Annotated in this window: 15 protein-coding genes; 8 read left to right on the forward strand and 7 right to left on the reverse strand. The window is 74.2% G+C overall.

Annotated elements, in window-relative coordinates; genetic code table 11:
* Window positions 1–27: 27 nt before the first annotated feature.
* The 6 genes from ACGF5C_RS07385 to eccCa form a co-directional block, all read right to left on the reverse strand.
* A complete protein-coding gene (locus ACGF5C_RS07385; RefSeq protein WP_091592956.1) occupies window positions 28–336 on the reverse strand; it encodes a WXG100 family type VII secretion target in 309 nt (102 codons plus the stop codon).
* Between the two features lie 170 nt (window positions 337–506).
* Entirely contained in the window at window positions 507–782 is a 276-nt protein-coding gene (locus ACGF5C_RS07390) for a hypothetical protein (protein WP_393297779.1), read from the reverse strand.
* Between the two features lie 15 nt (window positions 783–797).
* Complete coding sequence (locus ACGF5C_RS07395) at window positions 798–1,523, reverse strand: hypothetical protein (protein WP_393297782.1); 726 nt, start codon at window positions 1,521–1,523, stop codon at window positions 798–800.
* 31 nt (window positions 1,524–1,554) lie between these two features.
* A complete protein-coding gene (locus ACGF5C_RS07400; RefSeq protein ID WP_393297785.1) occupies window positions 1,555–1,848 on the reverse strand; it encodes a hypothetical protein in 294 nt (97 codons plus the stop codon).
* Between the two features lie 18 nt (window positions 1,849–1,866).
* Window positions 1,867–2,292 (reverse strand): YbaB/EbfC family nucleoid-associated protein, encoded by a 426-nt coding sequence (locus ACGF5C_RS07405; protein WP_393297788.1) that lies wholly within the window; start codon window positions 2,290–2,292, stop codon window positions 1,867–1,869.
* A gap of 82 nt (window positions 2,293–2,374) precedes the next feature.
* Complete coding sequence (gene eccCa, locus ACGF5C_RS07410) at window positions 2,375–6,337, reverse strand: type VII secretion protein EccCa (RefSeq protein WP_393297791.1); 3,963 nt, start codon at window positions 6,335–6,337, stop codon at window positions 2,375–2,377.
* Between the two features lie 168 nt (window positions 6,338–6,505).
* Between eccCa and eccD the strand changes: the two genes are divergently transcribed.
* Complete coding sequence (gene eccD, locus ACGF5C_RS07415; RefSeq protein WP_393297794.1) at window positions 6,506–7,906, forward strand: type VII secretion integral membrane protein EccD; 1,401 nt, start codon at window positions 6,506–6,508, stop codon at window positions 7,904–7,906.
* Window positions 7,907–8,232: 326 nt separating this feature from the next.
* Here eccD and ACGF5C_RS07420 read toward each other — a convergent pair whose 3' ends face one another.
* Window positions 8,233–9,414 (reverse strand): type VII secretion protein EccE, encoded by a 1,182-nt coding sequence (locus tag ACGF5C_RS07420; RefSeq protein ID WP_393297797.1) that lies wholly within the window; start codon window positions 9,412–9,414, stop codon window positions 8,233–8,235.
* 150 nt (window positions 9,415–9,564) lie between these two features.
* Here ACGF5C_RS07420 and eccB point away from each other — a divergent pair, with 150 nt between their 5' ends.
* The 7 genes from eccB (at window position 9,565) to ACGF5C_RS07455 (ending at window position 15,495) form a co-directional block, all read left to right on the forward strand.
* Window positions 9,565–11,160: a type VII secretion protein EccB gene (eccB, locus tag ACGF5C_RS07425; protein ID WP_393297800.1), complete on the forward strand. Its 1,596-nt coding sequence runs from the start codon at window positions 9,565–9,567 to the stop codon at window positions 11,158–11,160.
* Between the two features lie 107 nt (window positions 11,161–11,267).
* Window positions 11,268–11,636: a hypothetical protein gene (locus tag ACGF5C_RS07430; RefSeq protein ID WP_393297803.1), complete on the forward strand. Its 369-nt coding sequence runs from the start codon at window positions 11,268–11,270 to the stop codon at window positions 11,634–11,636.
* Window positions 11,629–12,906, forward strand: coding sequence for a WXG100 family type VII secretion target (locus ACGF5C_RS07435; protein WP_393297806.1), 1,278 nt, complete (start codon window positions 11,629–11,631; stop codon window positions 12,904–12,906). The genes ACGF5C_RS07430 and ACGF5C_RS07435 overlap by 8 nt, the downstream gene beginning before the upstream one ends.
* A gap of 204 nt (window positions 12,907–13,110) precedes the next feature.
* A complete protein-coding gene (locus ACGF5C_RS07440) occupies window positions 13,111–13,485 on the forward strand; it encodes a hypothetical protein (protein WP_393297809.1) in 375 nt (124 codons plus the stop codon).
* A 303-nt stretch (window positions 13,486–13,788) separates the two neighbouring features.
* Entirely contained in the window at window positions 13,789–14,601 is an 813-nt protein-coding gene (locus tag ACGF5C_RS07445) for a hypothetical protein (RefSeq protein ID WP_393297812.1), read from the forward strand.
* 123 nt (window positions 14,602–14,724) lie between these two features.
* Window positions 14,725–15,057, forward strand: a complete 333-nt coding sequence (locus tag ACGF5C_RS07450) for a DUF1232 domain-containing protein (RefSeq protein WP_393297815.1) — start codon at window positions 14,725–14,727, stop codon at window positions 15,055–15,057.
* 33 nt (window positions 15,058–15,090) lie between these two features.
* Window positions 15,091–15,495, forward strand: coding sequence for a pyridoxamine 5'-phosphate oxidase family protein (locus ACGF5C_RS07455; RefSeq protein ID WP_393297818.1), 405 nt, complete (start codon window positions 15,091–15,093; stop codon window positions 15,493–15,495).
* The last annotated feature ends 133 nt before the right edge of the window (window positions 15,496–15,628 follow it).

Below are 15,628 nucleotides of genomic sequence, written 5' to 3' on the forward strand. Positions count from 1 at the left end.
AGTTCCTCCCCTGCTCGTGTCGGCGGATCACGGGTTGAGTGCAGAGTGGAACTTGTCCAGCATCTGCTGCTGCTCTTCGTCGTTGACCTGGTGCGTCGTACCCGACTTGTCGAGCAGGTCGGCGATGTTGTCCATCGCCGTCAGCAGCTTGGCCGTGTCCTCGTTCCAGCGCTGCATGAGCGACTGGAAGCCGGTGGACGCCTGCCCCTTCCAGGCGATGGCCAGGTCGTCGACCACGTTCCACAGCTTCTTCAGCTCGCCGTCGACCTCGCTGCGCGTGGACCGCACGTCACTCGCGGCGGTATGTAGAGTCGCTGCTTCGACCTCGAACGCCATGCTTCACACCCTTCCGTCATCTTGTGGCGGCGCAAGTGCCGCGCCCCTCCCCCGCGGCAAGGCAAATCACCCCACCGACGGACACTCCTGCGAAGACCGTAGCGGACACTGTCCAGTCCGCGCAGCCCTCCCCCGGGCGATGCCGACGACCGCCCGGAACCCGTCCCGCCTTACGAGGAACGGGTGTACGAGCGGACGTGCATCACCAAACCCCCCACGAACATGACGGCCAGCATCACTGCCATGGTCCGCTGCAGTCCGTCGTCCGCGACGGAGCCGAGAGCCACCGCGAACGCGGCCAAGCCACTGAGGAGAACGATCTCCATCCACCGCCGGGCCAGACGCGAGCCGGTCACCTGCGCGACCAGCCCGAGCACAACGAAGACCGGCATGGTGAAGAGTGCGTACACGAACAAGACTGCCTGCCACGCCACGATGCCGCCCACCTTCCGTTCGGCCGCTCAGGCCGCGTAGAACCCCGAATCCTGCACCCAGTCAATCTTGATGTCCTTGATGTCGGGATCGGGCCCCGAGGCGAAGCCCGGCTTGGACTCGGCGGTGAACTGGTGCACGTCGGCCCCCCGGTACGAACTCGCGACGGTGGAGAACAGCGACCCGATGTCCTGGAAGACGAGCGCGACGACCGCCATGCTGGCGGTGAGGCCGGCCACGCCGATTGCGTTCGCCAGCGGGATGGTCGCCGGAAACGCCTGCAGCGCCACAGCCGCGATCACCGCGATCAGGATCGTCGTCAACACGGTGACCAGCGCGTCGATCACGGCGTTGTAGTGGTCCTGGAGGCCCTGCAACGCGTCCTTGTTCGCGTTGAGCGCGTCGGCGATGGCCGCGACCTCCATGTTGAGCTGCTGCACGAACTTGTCGAACGCCTCGCGGTCCTCGAAGTTCCACTCCTCGGCGGACGGCGGCACACTCTCCATCGCCTTGCCGAACTGGTCCCCGCCGAGATAGGTGGCCGCGTCGCCCCAGTTCTTGACGGCCTTGGAGATCTCGTCGTTGTCGAAGGACTCGAGGTAGGCGATGGCGACGATGAGCAAGCCGGCGCCGGCCAGCCAGGCCCAGTTGGCGCGGGCCGCGCCGGCCAGCGTACGCACCGGCGCGGTCTGCGCCGCGACACTGTGCGTCCCCACCACCGAGCCCGAGGAATTGGCGATCAGGATCTCCGGCATCAGAGCCTCCCTGCGTCCTGTGCCCGCGCGATCACTTGACCACCCAGGGCTGGTCCGACTTCTCCCAGTTGCTTGCGGTCTTCTCGAGGTTGTCGGCGGCCTTCTGGAGGTGCTCGACGCCCTTGCTCAGGTTGTCGACGTGCTCGTCGATCACCGCGTTGTGCCTACTCACGGCGCCGAGGCCCAGGAAGGTCATGGACCAGCTGGAAAGCCTGACCTCGTCCAGCTTCTCCTTCGCGTTCCGCAGGAACGCCTTCGGGCCGTCCTCGGCAGCGAGCTTCTTCGCGGCACCCTTGATCGCGCCAACATCGACCGTGTTCGCCACTGTCCTCCCCCTTCCTCGTCAGCCGCGCAGCCGGCGCAACGGGTCGTTGATGTCGACGCCGAAGTGGCGGAACCAATCCTCCGGGGTCACCTTCCCCGCCTCGGCCCGCCGGACCAGGTCCGCGCCGCCGACCATCTCCTCCACCAGCTCGCGCTGCCGCTCGGCGTGCGCGGCGTACGCGGCGTCGATCGCGGCCTGGAGCGACTCGACCAGGGTGAAGCTGTCCAGCCGCATGGCGCGGGGGTTGAGCTGGATGTCGCCGACCTTCATGTCACCGTCGACGGTGACCTGGACCAGGCCGTCCGGGCTCTCCCCGGTGACCCGCAGCTCGGCGCGCTGCCGCTGGAAGTCCGCCAGCCGACGCTGCTGCTCCTGTGCCTGCCGCAGGAGCCCCTCGAGACCGGCCGCTCCCGCGCCGCCGGGCATCCACGATGTACTCAACACGGTCCTCTCGTCGGCTGCGACGCTCGTGCCGCAGGCTACCGGATGCGATCACCCCCGGCCGACCCCTCAGCCGGCCGGCTCGTCAGATGGGCTCCGACCAGGCGGTCTGGATGAGCTGCTGGCCGTCCCGCCGGCGCACCAGGGTGCCCCGGCCCGGCGGCTGCGGGCTCGGCCGCAACGTGCCGAAGACCGCGCCCTCCTCCCGGTTGCCGGACATCAGCAGGCCGGGCTGGTCCAGCTCGCGCAGGCGTTGCAGGACCGGCTCGTACAGTGCCCGAGCCACGCCACCCGCCCGGCGGGTGATGATCAGGTGGAGACCGATGTCGCGGGCCTGGGGCAGCAGTTCGTGCAGGGCGCTGAGCGGGTTGTTCCCGCCCGAGGCGACCAGGTCGTAGTCGTCGACCAGGATGTAGAGGTCCGGCCCCTTCCACCAGCTCCGGTCGCGCAGCTGCGCGGTGGTGACGTCCGGGCCGGGCAGCCGGTTCGACAGCGCGCTGCGGATCGAGGCGAGCCCCTGCGCGAACACCTGGTTCGACGGCGCGTAGTCGAGCAGGTGGTCCCCCTCGACGGCGCCGAGCAGGCCGCGCCGGTAGTCGGCGATGACCAGCCGGGCCTGTGCCGGCGTGTACCGCTCGGTGATGCCCCGCGCGATCAGCCGCAGCAGGTTGGTCTTGCCGCACTCGGCGTCGCCGAAGACCGTCAGGTGCGGCTCGTTGACGAGGTCGAGGTAGACCGGGGCGAGCGCCGACTCGTTGACGCCGATCGGCAGGCCCGGCGCCGACCGGTCGACGACCCGGGCCAGCTCGCTGACGGGCAGCTTGCGCGGCAGCAGCCGCACCCTCGGGGCCGGCCGTCCGGGCCAGGCCGACGCGACCTGCTTGGACAGGGCGACGGACGCCTCGGTCAGGTCGTCGATGTCGCGACGGCCGTCGATCCGGGAGATGGCGGTGAGGAAGTGCAGCTTGTCGCGGGTCAGGCCGCGTCCGGGCGACCCGGTCGGGACGTTCGCCGCCGCCCGCCGGTCGATCTCGGACTCGTTCGGGTCGCCGAGGCGCAGCTCCAGCTTCGTGCCGAGCAGGTCCCGCATGTTGATCCGGATCTCCGCCCACCGCACGGCCGTCAGCACCACGTGCACGCCGAAGCCCAGTCCCCGGTTGGCCAGGGTCGTGATGGTCTGCTCCAGCTCCTCGTACTCCTGGCGCAGCGTGTTCCAGCCGTCCACGACGAGGAAGACGTCACCGAACGGGTCGTCGGCGAACTCACCGGCCGCCCGGCGCCGGCGGTAGCTCGCCACCGAGTCGATGCCGTGCTGGGCGAACCGGTTCTCGCGCTCGTCGAGGACGGCGACCACCTCGGCGACCGTGCGGCGCACCGCCTCGGTGTCCCGCCGCCCGGCCACGCCGGCCATGTGCGGCAGCCCGTCCAGGCTGCGCAGCGCGCCACCACCGAAATCGAGGCAGAAGAACTGCACCTCGCGCGGGGTGTGGGTGAGCGCGAGCGAGGCGAGCATCGACCGCAGCATGGTGCTCTTGCCGCTCAGCGAGGCGCCAACGATCACCACGTTGCCGCCCGCGCCGGACAGGTTGACCAGCATCGGGTCGCGGCGCTGCTCGTACGGCCGGTCCACGATGCCGATCGGGGCGGCGAGCTGCCCACGGCCGCGCCACGAGGCGGTGCAGAGACCGAGCTTCGGGTCGGCGGTCAGCGGCGGAAGCAGCTCGCCCAGCCCCGGCGGCTCGGCCAGCGGCGGCAGCCAGACCTGGTGCGCGGGACGACCCCGCCCCTTGAGCCGGTCGATCAGCACGTCCAGCATCGCCACGGCCTTGCCCTCGGCGGCCTGCTCCGGCTCGGGCGCGGCCGGCACCGGCAGGGTCGGATTCTGCACCGGCACGAAGTCGACCCCGTACCGGACGATCCGGCGCTGCACCATCGCCCGCGACGACGCGGCGGCCTGCCCCGGCGCCCGGTACGGCCCGGACACGTACGCGGCCCGGAACCGCAGCATGGTGCTGGTGTCGGTCTTCAGGTAGCCGTGGCCGGGCGCGCTGGGCAGCTCGTACGCGTCGGGCACGCCGAGCACGATCCGGCTCTCCACGGCCGAGAAGGTCCGCAGACCGATCCGGTACGACAGGTGGGTGTCCAGGCCGCGCAGCTTGCCCTCCTCCAGCCGCTGGCTGGCCAGCAGCAGGTGCACGCCGAGCGACCGGCCGAGCCGGCCGATCATCACGAAGAGGTCGATGAAGTCGGGCTTGGCGGCGAGCATCTCGCTGAACTCGTCGCAGATGATCAGCAGGCTGGGCATCGGATCCAGCGGTTCGCCGGCCGCCCGGGCCTTCTCGTAGTCGTAGCGGGAGACGTAGTTGCCGGCGGCCCGCAGCACCTCCTGGCGGCGGTTCATCTCGCCGGCCAGCGCGTCCCGCATCCGGTCGACCAGCGGCAGCTCGTCCGCCAGGTTGGTGATCACCGCGCTGGTGTGCGGCAGCGCCTCCAGCGAGGCGAAGGTGGCACCACCCTTGAAGTCCACCAGGACGAAGTTCAGTTCCTCGGAGGAGTGCGTCACGGCCAGCGCGCCGACGATCGTCCGCAGCAGCTCGCTCTTGCCGGAACCGGTCGCGCCGATCACCAGGCCGTGCGGGCCCATGCCCTCGTGCGCGGACTCCTTGAAGTCCAGCTCGACCACGTTGCCGTCGGGCCCGACGCCCAGCGGGATCCGCAGCCGGTCCCGTTGGCTGCGCGGACGCCAGGTCTGCTGCACGTCGACCGCGGCGGCGTCGCCGACACCGAGCAGGTCGGGCAGCTCCATGCTGCGCGCCAGCGGCTCGTCCGACGTGGTCTGCTGCTGCGAGAGCCGGTACGGAGCGATCTGCCGGGCCAGGCCCTCGGCGGCGGCCTCGCCGAGCCGGTCCGGCGTGCCGAGGCGGGACGAGGACGTGCCGCGCACCAGGTCGAGGGAGGTGCCGTCGCCCACGTCGAGGCAGAGCAGCCAGCGGCCCGCGTCCCGGGGCACGGTGCCGGAGAGGTCGATCACGGTCGCGCCGAGCAGGCCCGGCCCCATGAGCTGGCAGGTCGCCGAGACCTCACCGCCGTCGATCACCACCACGAGGTGCGCCGCGGTGGTCAGCGGCTTCGCCTCGGGGGCGAACCGGGGCCGGCCGGCCAGGTCGCCGGCGAGCGCCTCCTCGGCCTCGGCGAGGCTGGCGAAGACCATCCGCCGGGCGCCCGCCGCGTCCGTCCGGGCGCTGTGGTGGTTGTGCGGCAGCCACTTGACCCAGTCCCAGGACGGCTGCCGGTCCGGGGCGGCCACGATCGCGATGACCAGGTCGTCCGGGGCGTGGAAGGTGGCCAACTGGCCCAGGGCGGCCCGGGTCAGGTCGAGCACCGGCACCCGGTCGCCGCGCAGCACCACCCGGCTGAACGCCCGCACCGAGAGCGCGGTCGGCAGGTCCGGCACGGTCGAGTGGGCGCGGACGAAGCGGCGCAGCGCGATGGCGCTCATCGGCTCCAGGTCCTCGACCGGCTTGGTCTCCGGCGGGACGATCTCCACGGCGAGGCGCTGCGGGCCGGTGGCGATCCGGGTCTCGCCGAAGTCGTCCTCGGTGATCCGGCGCTCCCACAGGCGGCGGGAGGCGGCGATCGACCAGAGCGCGTCCGGCTCCGGGTGCCGCCAGGCCATCGCCGCCCGCTGCTGCTCGGCCGCGCGCCGGGTGCGCTTGCGCATCTGCGCCAGGTAGCGCATGTAGTCGCGCCGCTCGGCGTTCAGCTCGGCCTTGTCGTCGTTGCCGTGGCTGAGCGACCCGATCGCCATGCCCAGCATCGAGACGCCGAAGAGGCCGCCGGCGATGTACGTCATCGTGCCGCCGCCCCGGCCCGCGTAGAGGAACGCCATCGCGCCCACACCGCAGACCATGGGCAGGATCATCAGCAGCTGCCCCATCCCGCGTGGGGTCGGTTCGGGCAGCTCCGGAGGCGATTCCAGCACCACCTCGCCTCGCGGCAGCGCAGGCCCCGGCTGACGCGGGAGCCGGCGGAACACCACCGTGCTCACGGCTGTCTCCTCCCCAGAAGCGGCCCTGATGAAGTTTTGTGCGGGACCGGAGTCGTCGGGTGGGCATCGTACGTGCCCGCCATCGTAGGTAATCTCCCGTGGGCGTCAGGAACCCATGCGTCGGTACCGCCGGCCAGGGGCGATCGTAGAAGAGCGCGAGGAGGCCATGTGGCGACGAAGACGGCGACCGGCGGCCTGAGCCGGATCACCATCGTGGCGCCCCGTACCCGGATGGACCTCGCCCTACCGTCGGACGTACCGCTCGCCGACCTGCTGCCCACCCTGCTGCGCTACGCGGGTGAGGACCTGGCCGACGAGGGCGTCCGGCACGGCGGCTGGAGCCTGGCCCGGCTCGGCGGGCAGCCGCTGGACAGCGGTCGCACCCCGGCCCAGCTCGGCATCCGCGACGGCGAGGTGCTCTACTTCAACCCGCGGTCCGCCTCCGCACCGGAGATCGTCTTCGACGACGTCGTCGACGCGGTGGCCACCGCCACCAACCAGCGCCCGGGCGCGTGGCAGGTCGGCACCACCCGGTCCTTCGCGGTGCTGTTCGCCGCGGCGGCGCTCGGCGCGGGCGCGGTGGCGGCGCTCTTCACCGGGCCGCCGCACCTCCCGGGCGCGCTGGCCGCGTTGGTCGTCGCGGTCGCCCTGGTGGTCACCGCCGCCGTGCTGTCCCGGGCCGCCGCCGACAGCGCCACCGGGTCGGTGCTCGGGGTCGTCGGCCTGGCGTACGCGGGCGTCGGCGGCCTGCTGCTGCTCGCCGGCGACCGCCCGTTGACGGAACTGGCCGCCCCGCACGTGCTCCTCGCCGCCACGGCGGTGGTGCTCTGCGCCGCGGTGGCCGCGCTGGCCGTCGGCGACCGGCTCCCGCTGTTCTTCGGCGCGGTCGGGGTCGGCGCCGCCACGGGCGTCGGCGCGCTGCTCAGCCTCGCGTTCGACAGCATGGACGCGCCGGAAGCCGCCGCGGTCGTCGCGGCGATCGCGTTCGGCGCGGTGCCGGCCCTGCCGATGGCGGCCTACCGGCTGGCCCGGCTGCCCGTCCCGTCCATCCCGACCGGCCCCGACGACCTGAAGTCCGACACCGAGTCGGTGGACGGCCGGCGGGTGCTCCAGCTCAGCGAGCGGGCCGACGAGTTCCTCACCGGCCTGCTCTGGACGGTGTCGCTGCTGGTGCTCGGCGCCCAGGTAATCCTCGCGTTCGACGGGCGGCTCGCCGCGGTGCTGCTCTGCCTCGTGCTGGCCCTGCTGTCGCTGCTGCGCGCGCGGCCGTTCCTCGGCCGTGCCCAGCGCACCCCGGTGCTGTTCGCCGGCACCGCGGGCCTCGGCCTGACCGCCGCGGCCACGTTCGGCAACGGCTCGACGGGCGTACGCCTCGGCCTGGTCCTCGGCGGGCTGGTGCTCGCGGCCGTGGTGAGCCTCATCTACGGGCTCACGGTGGCCGGCAAGCGGATCTCCCCGGTCTGGGGCCGGCTGCTCGACATCGTGGAGATCCTGCTGATCATCGCGCTGGTGCCGCTGGCGGTCTGGGTCGTCGGCCTCTACGGCTGGATCGTCAACCTCCGCCCCTGACCCCCTGCGACGCCCGCGGAGCCGACCTCCTTGTCGACGGCCCCGACCATTCGCCCTGGCCCGACCCTGGCCCGACCCGGCCCGGCCTCGTCCCTGGCCCGCCGGGCCGGCTCACCGGCCCGTTGACGAGCGCCGGGCAGGCGATGCCGGGTGGGGGCTGGGGCGGGTGGGGGCTGGGGCGGGCGGGCGAGGCCGTGCAGGCGTGGTTGGGCAGGCGTGGTTGGGCAGGCGTGGTTAGGCAGGCGTGGTTAGGCAGACGTGGTTAGGCAGACGTGGTTAGGCAGGCGTGGTTGGGCAGGCGGGACCGGACGGGGTGGCCGGGCGGGTCAGGCGGCCGGGTCGAGGGTGGTGACGACGGTGGCGACCGGGGCGGTGGCGTAGACCCCGGGGCCGTGCTGGCCGTCCACCGGGCGGTTCGGCGCGCCGGCGCGGCGCGCCACCTCTCGCACCGCCTTGACCAGCGCCTCCACGTGGTTGTCCAGCGCCGCCACGCGAAGCAGGGGCGGGGCGACCCGCCCGCCCGGCAGCACCACGGCGGCCAGCGTGTGCGACGGGGCGGACGTCGCCGTCACCGCGTCCACCAGTGGGCCGAACGGTGCGTCGCCCCGCGGCCGCAGCGCCAGGCAGCGTTGCGTCCAGCCGCCGCCGCGCAGCCCGGTCCAGGTCTCCGCCTGCGGGGTGGGTGCCAGGTCCAGCCCGGCTCCCGAGACGACCGCCGCGCGCAGCTCGTCGCGGCCGAGCGGCCGGTGGACGAGCCCGGCCGCGGTCAGCGCCTTGCCCAGCCGCCCGATCCCGGCGGCCAGCGTGCGGTGCACCCCGGGCATCCCGCCGCCCCGGGTGACCGTCTCGACGCGGGCGTCCCGCACGGAGAGCCGCAGCGCCACCCAGACCGTCCGGTGGGCCGCCGGCGGCGCCCCCGGCGCCGGGTACCAGACCAGGGTGTGCGAGACCACCTGGGCCCGGGTGACCGGGCCGGTGAAGTCGGTGAGCACGCGCAGCGCCCGGTCCACGACACCCGCCTCGACCGAGCCGGCGGGGGCCCCCGCGCGGCCCTGCACCGCCACCGCGGCGAACCAGCCCTGCGCGTCCTGTCCGATGCCGAGCCGGGTGCCCCGATCTGTGAGTTCGATCACATTCAGCTCGGGGGCCAGCGCCGCCAGCCGTGGATCCGCCGCGCGGCCGGCCGTGACCGTGCTCCTGGCGGCCTCCCGGCGCCGGCCCAGCCGCCGGCGCAGCAGCAGGTCCTCGTACCACCAGCGGCCACCCCGGCGGGCGAAGGCCGCGATCACGACCACCACCGACAGCAACGCCACGGTGCCGGCGAGCCAGGGCGGCCCGCCCAGCGCCGCCCAGACGGCCAGGGCGCAGAGTTCCAGCAGCACGAGTTGGCCCACGGCCACCGGCCCGATGCGACCGCGGCCGCGCCGGTCGGCCGGGATCACCGGCCGCTGGGCGACGCCGGACGGCTGTGGTGCCGGACGACCGGGTGGCGCCTGAACCTGCGTCATCGCTGACAGTCCTCTCTGGACGGCGGAGCGTCCGCCGGTTCGGGTCGGGCGCTGGTCCCGGTGACCCGTCGACGGCCCCTTATCGTAGGGAAGCCCGCGACAACGACTCGGACCTGCTCGTCGCGGACCCACCCCCGCCGGAGGTAAGTCATGCGGACCCGCCGCGATCAGGTGCAGGCGTACCGCTTCGTCACCCGCCGGATCGTCTCGGCGCTTTTGTCGGGCGACCCGGAGACCAGCAACCTGCCGATGCGGCGGCTCGGCATGGCGGTCTTCGGCAGCGTGATCGCCGCGGCGGTGGTGCTCGGCGGCGTCGGCGCGTACGGGCAGTTCACCGGCAACACGGCGCCGCTGGAGCCGAACACCCTGGTGATCGAGCGGGAGACCGGGGCGACGTACGTGTTCGTGGACGGGCAACTGCACCCCACGCTCAACTACGCCTCGGCCCGCCTGATCATCAACGAGCCGGCCCCGCAGGTACGCACGATGTCCCAGGCGTCGATCCGCGAGCGGCCCCGCGGGCGTACGGTCGGCATCGTCGGCGCCCCGGACGCGCTGCCGGACCGGAAGTCGCTGACCGACCTGCCCTGGTCCGTGTGCGACGTGCCCGACCCGGCCGACCCCCGCCGCTCCGGCACCCAGGTCGTGATCAACCGTCCGCTCCCGGGCGGGGTGCCGCTCGGCGACCGCGCGGTCCTGGTGGAGGTCGACGGCCAGCGGCACCTGCTCACCGGGAACGCCCGGTTGCAGGTGACGGGCGGCGACTCCGCGCTCGCCGCGCTGCGGATGGCCAACGCGCCCCGCCTCCCCGTGGGCCAGCAACTGCTCAACGCCGTGCCGGCCGGGCCGATCCTGCGCAAGCCCGCCATCGCGGGCGCGGACGAGGCCAGCACCCGGACCGAGCGCCCGGCCAAGGTGGGCCAGGTGTTCCGTGCGGCGGGGCAGCACTACGTGCTCACCCGGGAGGGCCTCAGCGCGATCGGCGAGCTCAGCGCGCTGCTGCTGCTGCGCGACGGCGGCGAGGTCACCGACATCACCCCCGCGCAGGCCGGCAAGCTGCTGACCGACCAGCGGGTGGAGGAGGCGGGGATGCCGCAGGCCCTGCCCGCGCTGCACCAGGTCAGTGTGGGCCGGACGGCGATCTGCGCGACCTACCGGGAGGGGGCCGACGGCGGTCCGCCCACCACCACGCTGGAGGTCTTCGACCGCGCACCGCAGGAGCTGGTCGCGGCCGGCGCCGTCCCGGTGCGGCAGACCGGGCGCGACGGCGTGCGTACCGCCGAGGCCGTGCTGCTGCCCGGCGGCAAGGGCGTGCTCGTGCAGGCCGCTCCCGGGTCCGGCGAGAGCGGCACGGCCGCCGCCGGCGCCACCGTCTACCTGATCAGCGCCCAGGGGGTCCGCTACCCGCTCGGCATCGGCGCCATGAGCGCGCTCGGCTACGAGGGGGTCAAGCCGCTGGCCGTACCCGCGTCGCTGTTGGCCCTCGTGCCCACCGGGCCGACCCTGTCGCGGGACGACGCGCTCGCCCACTTCTCGCCCGGCACCGCGCCGTCGGCCAGGCCCGCGCCCTCCTCGGGCGGGGCGGCGAAGCCGTCGGACAGCCCGACGTCGAGCCCGTCGGGCGGGTCGGCGGAGCCGTCCGGAGGCCCGTCGTCGGGCGGGTCCACGAGGCCGTCCGGCGGGCCGTCGTCGGGGGCGCCGGCCTCGCCCGACCCGGCCGCTTCCTCGCCCGGCGCGGGCAACTGAGCCCGGACGCGACGGATCGGTACGCCCGGCGGGTCGCCCGACTCGCGCCGGTCGACTAACCTGTGCGTGCCAACGGTTTATCGACGATGACGTACGGGGATGCTGCCATGACGGGGCGCACGACAGTCGACCTGATGTCCCTGGAGGACTTCCAGCAGAAGTTGGCCGACCGGCTGACCGAAGCGGAGAAGGCGTTGCGGAAGCTGCGCACCGAGATGCAGTGCCGGCCGCCGGCGCTGGGCTCGTTCGCCGACGCGACCGAGAACGCCCGTCGCTATTCCGAAATCCACCAATCCTATGTGGACCAGGTCGAGCGGCTACGCGAGGCGGTGAAGGCGTCCCAGAGCGCGACCGCGACGATCCTGTCCAACTACCGCACCACCGAGGAGCGCAACGCGGCCAACGCCGCCGACATCAAGGCCGCGCTGGCCGGGGTCGACGACGCGCTGAAGCGGGAGGGGGAGCCGCGTGTCTGAGTACACCCAGCGCTACCAGCACGTCAGCCACCAGCAGCTCTACGACGGCGTGATGGCCGGCCAGCCGGGCCAGATCGACGGCATCGCCGCCCAGTGGACGTCCCTCAAGGGCATCCTCGACGGGCTCGTCAAGGATCTCGACGGCGACCTCGACAAGCTGGCCAACACGTGGACGGGTTCGGCCTCGCAGGAGTTCCAGCGCCGGCTCGCCCTGGTCAGCGACTACGCCGACAAGCTCGGTGAGGGCATGGCCGACGTCAGCCGGGGGCTGACGCTGATGGCCGCCGACCTGCGCACCGCCCGCGAGCAGGCGGAGAGCCCGGACGAGACCGACGACCACGACAAGGCGCTCTCCGGCGCGGCCAAGGGCGCGGTCTTCGGCGTGCCGGGCGTCCTGGTCGGCGGGCTGCTCGGCCACCAGCAGGACAAGGCCGAGCAGGAGAAGGCGCACCAGCGCATGGTCAAGGTGGTGGCCGAGCTGGCCGCCGGCTACGACCTGTCGGCGTACGGCCGGATCGTCCCGCCGCCGCCGCCGGACCCGGACATCCCCGGCACCACCCGCAACAACTCGGTCACGGTGCCGCGCCTCGGCCCGGATTCCACCACGCCGACGGCCGCGCCGACCAGCAGCGGTCTCGCGGGGCAGCCGGGCGGTGCCACCATCGCGGCCCCCGACCGGCCGTCCTCCGGGCCGGAGACGGGCTCCGGCAAGGACGCCCCGGATTCGGGCGGCAGCGGGCAGCCGGGCACCGGCACGACCGGCGGCGTGCCGGGCGGCGTGGGTGCCGGCACCTCCCTCGCCGGGGCCGCGCTGCTGACCGGCGCGACCGCCGGCACGACCGGCCTGACCGGGCCGGGCGGCACCGGGACGGCCTCGGCCAACCCGGGCCTGAACTTCGGCCCTCAGGGCGGCACGCCGGCCGGCGGTCTGGTCGGCACCGGCGCCCTCGCCGGGTCGGGCACCGCGCCGAGCACGACGGCCCGGCCAGTGGGCGGCACCCCCGTGGCGGAAAACCGAGCGGCCACCGGGATGGGGCGGCGCTTCGACGCCGCACGTCAGGGCACGGCCGGTGCCGGCAACCAGGCAGCCACCGGGGCGGGACGGCCGGGCGCGGGCCGTGCCGCGAACCGGCCCGGCATCCTGGGTGCCCGCCAGGGGCAGCACGACGAGGACACCGCCGACGGCCGGCTGACCTGGCTGACCGAGGACGACATGGTCTGGCGGGACGGCGCGGACGCCGCCCCGCCGGTGCTCGGCACCGACGGCTGACAGCACGACGACGGCCCATCCGGCGGGAGACTTCCCCCGGGTGGGCCGTCGCACGTCCGGCGGCCAGCACTCACCTACCGCCGGCCCGGACGACACCGCCCACGGCTTCGACCAGCACCTCCACAGAGGAGGGCGTGGCGTCGGTCACCGAACCGGCGTGGCCGCCGCGCTGCGCCGGCCGCTGCAGGGGGATAGGTTGGAGTGGTGCCGTTCGTAGCGCCCGCCATCCCGTTCTGGTCGGTCACGCTGCGCTCCCTGCGCGAGCTGACCCGGCTGGCGGCCGCCGCGCTGGTGCTCGCCGTCGGCCTCGGCGGCGTGACCGCCGCACCGGCACCCCCCGCCCCCGTCCTCGGCCCGGCCGCCGCGAGCGCCCCCGCCGCCGTGGGCGTCCCGGTCGAGCAGCCGCTTCCGGGCCGCGCCCCGGCCGCCGAGCGCGTGGTCGACGCGGCCACCCCGCCGGCCGTCCGCCGGGCCGTCATCCCGGCCGAGACCGGGGCCGAGGCGATCGTCCGCCGGGACGTGCCGGCCCGCGACCCCGGCCGGGGGGTGCCCGCCCGGCGCGGTCCACCCACCGCCTGACCCGTCGGCCACCGGCCTCTCCGAGGCATCGGCCCCACTGCGGACCGCCCTCGCGCCGCGCGAGGCCCGTCCGGCCGGGCCGCCTCCCGACATCCCGGCCGCCTCGGCGCCCCGGTCCGCCACCGGGTGGACCGGCACGCCGCTTCCGGCCGCCCCGCCTCGGCACCGGCCCGTCCGACCGTTCCCGCACGCCCGCCGGAACGACCACCGCCGACGTACGCCAAGCGTCCACGATGCCCAACCGCCCGTCCGACGGGCACGACCACACGTCGATTCCGCTCGATCGACCGCGAGGTGCTGACCATGCAGACCGTGCTCTCCTCCGTCCTGCTCGATGTGCCACGGGCCGCCGTGATCTGGCTGAGCCTGCTCGGCGTCGTCGCCGTCACCGTCGCCGGGCTGTTGCTGCGACCGGGCCGGCTCCGCTTCGACGCGGGAGGCCTGATCCGCCGCGCGGCGATGCCGAGCGAGCTGGAACGGGCCGAGGAGCAGCGCGAACGGTCCCGGTACGCGGAGGAGGTCGCGGTGGCCGCGGAGCGGGCCGCCACCACCGCCGCCCGCCTGCGGGCAGAGTGGCTGACCGCGCAGGAGGCGGTCGAGACGGCCTGGCAGGCGTACGAGGCCGCCGAGGCGGACGTCCGACGGCTGGCGAACGCCGAGGCGATGCCCCTGCCGCGTACCGGCCGTACCCCCGCCGAGTACGCCGAGCGTGAGCGCTTCCTGCACCGGGCCGCGCTGGACGCCTACTGGCGCAAGGAGCTGTCGGTGGAGCAGCTCAGCGACGTCTTCGCGCACCGCAACGGATGGGACCCGCGGCTGCACCCGGTCGAGCAGGAGTTGGTGCTGCACCGGGCGGTACGGGACAACCTGTTCGCCCGGCAGCAGGCCGCCCGGGAGCGGGAGCAGGCCGCCTGGCGCGCCGCCGAACTCGCCGCCGAATCGGCGCGCAGCCTGCGGGACGAGGCGTTCGCCGCGGTCAACCACCAGCCCGAGGAGTCGCCGTCGCTGCTGCCGCTGATCGAGGGGACGGTGGAGCAGACCCGGGAACTTCCGGCGGTGTCCGGTCGGGAGGTTCCGCCGGTGGCCCGGGGTCGGGCGGCCGTCGCCGCGTACTGACCGGCGCGATCGGGGTGGCCGTCGCCGCGTCCTGACCGGCACGACCGGGTGGCCGTGGCCGCGTACCGACCGGCCGGCCGACGGATCCGGGCGGAGTTGGCCCGGCTGGGCTAGCGTGGCCGTATGTCCAGGGAGGCGTGGGTCCTCGTCGGTGTCGTGGCGCTCGTCACGCTGGTCGGCGCGGTGCTGCTGGCCGTTCGCGTGATCCGCACCCGCCGGCTGCTCGGCACGCTCGGGGTGAAGGGCAAGGTCGCCTTCTACGGGGCGCTGCTCTACACCGTGCTCCCGATCGACGTGCTGCCCGACCCGATCTACCTCGACGACATGGCCGTGCTGACCGGCGCGCTGATCTACCTCGGTCGACTGGTCCGGCACCGACGCGCCGGCAGTCCCCCGCTGCCCGGCCGACCGGTCACCGGGCCGAAACCGGACCGGAACCGCCGCCGCGTTCCCTGACCCGGCACGCCCACCGCGAGACAGGGGACGGACATGCCCGACCACCGGTTGGCACCGCAGGACGAGCGGGTCGCCGCGTTCTGCCGGGAACGGCACCTGGCGACGTTGACCACCCTGCGGGCCGACGGCACCCCGCACGTCGTGCCGGTGGGCGTCACCGTCGACGCCGCGGCGGGCCTGGCCCGGGTGATCACCAGCGGCACGTCCCGCAAGGCCCGACACGTCGCCGCCGCCGGCCCCGTGGGCGCCCCGGTGGCCGTCTGCCACGTCGACGGGCGACGGTGGCTCACCATCGAGGGGCGGGCGGTCGTCCGCTCCGACCGGGCCACCGTGGCCGAAGCCGAGCGCCGGTACGCCGAGCGGTACCGGACACCGCGCCCCAATCCCGACCGGGTCGTCATCGAGATCACCGTGACGCGCCTGTTGGGAAGCCTGTGACGGTCTGACCGGTTCGCCGCCCGGCTCGCCCGGCCTGCCGACGTCGGCCTCCTTAGACAGCCGACCACCGCTGTCCGGGGCACCGCCGGCACGAGCCCGAGGAGCCCGTCGCACGTCGCGGGTGTGACGAGCC

The sequence above is a fragment of the Micromonospora sp. NPDC047620 genome (assembly GCF_043205005.1).
GTDB lineage: Bacteria > Actinomycetota > Actinomycetes > Mycobacteriales > Micromonosporaceae > Micromonospora.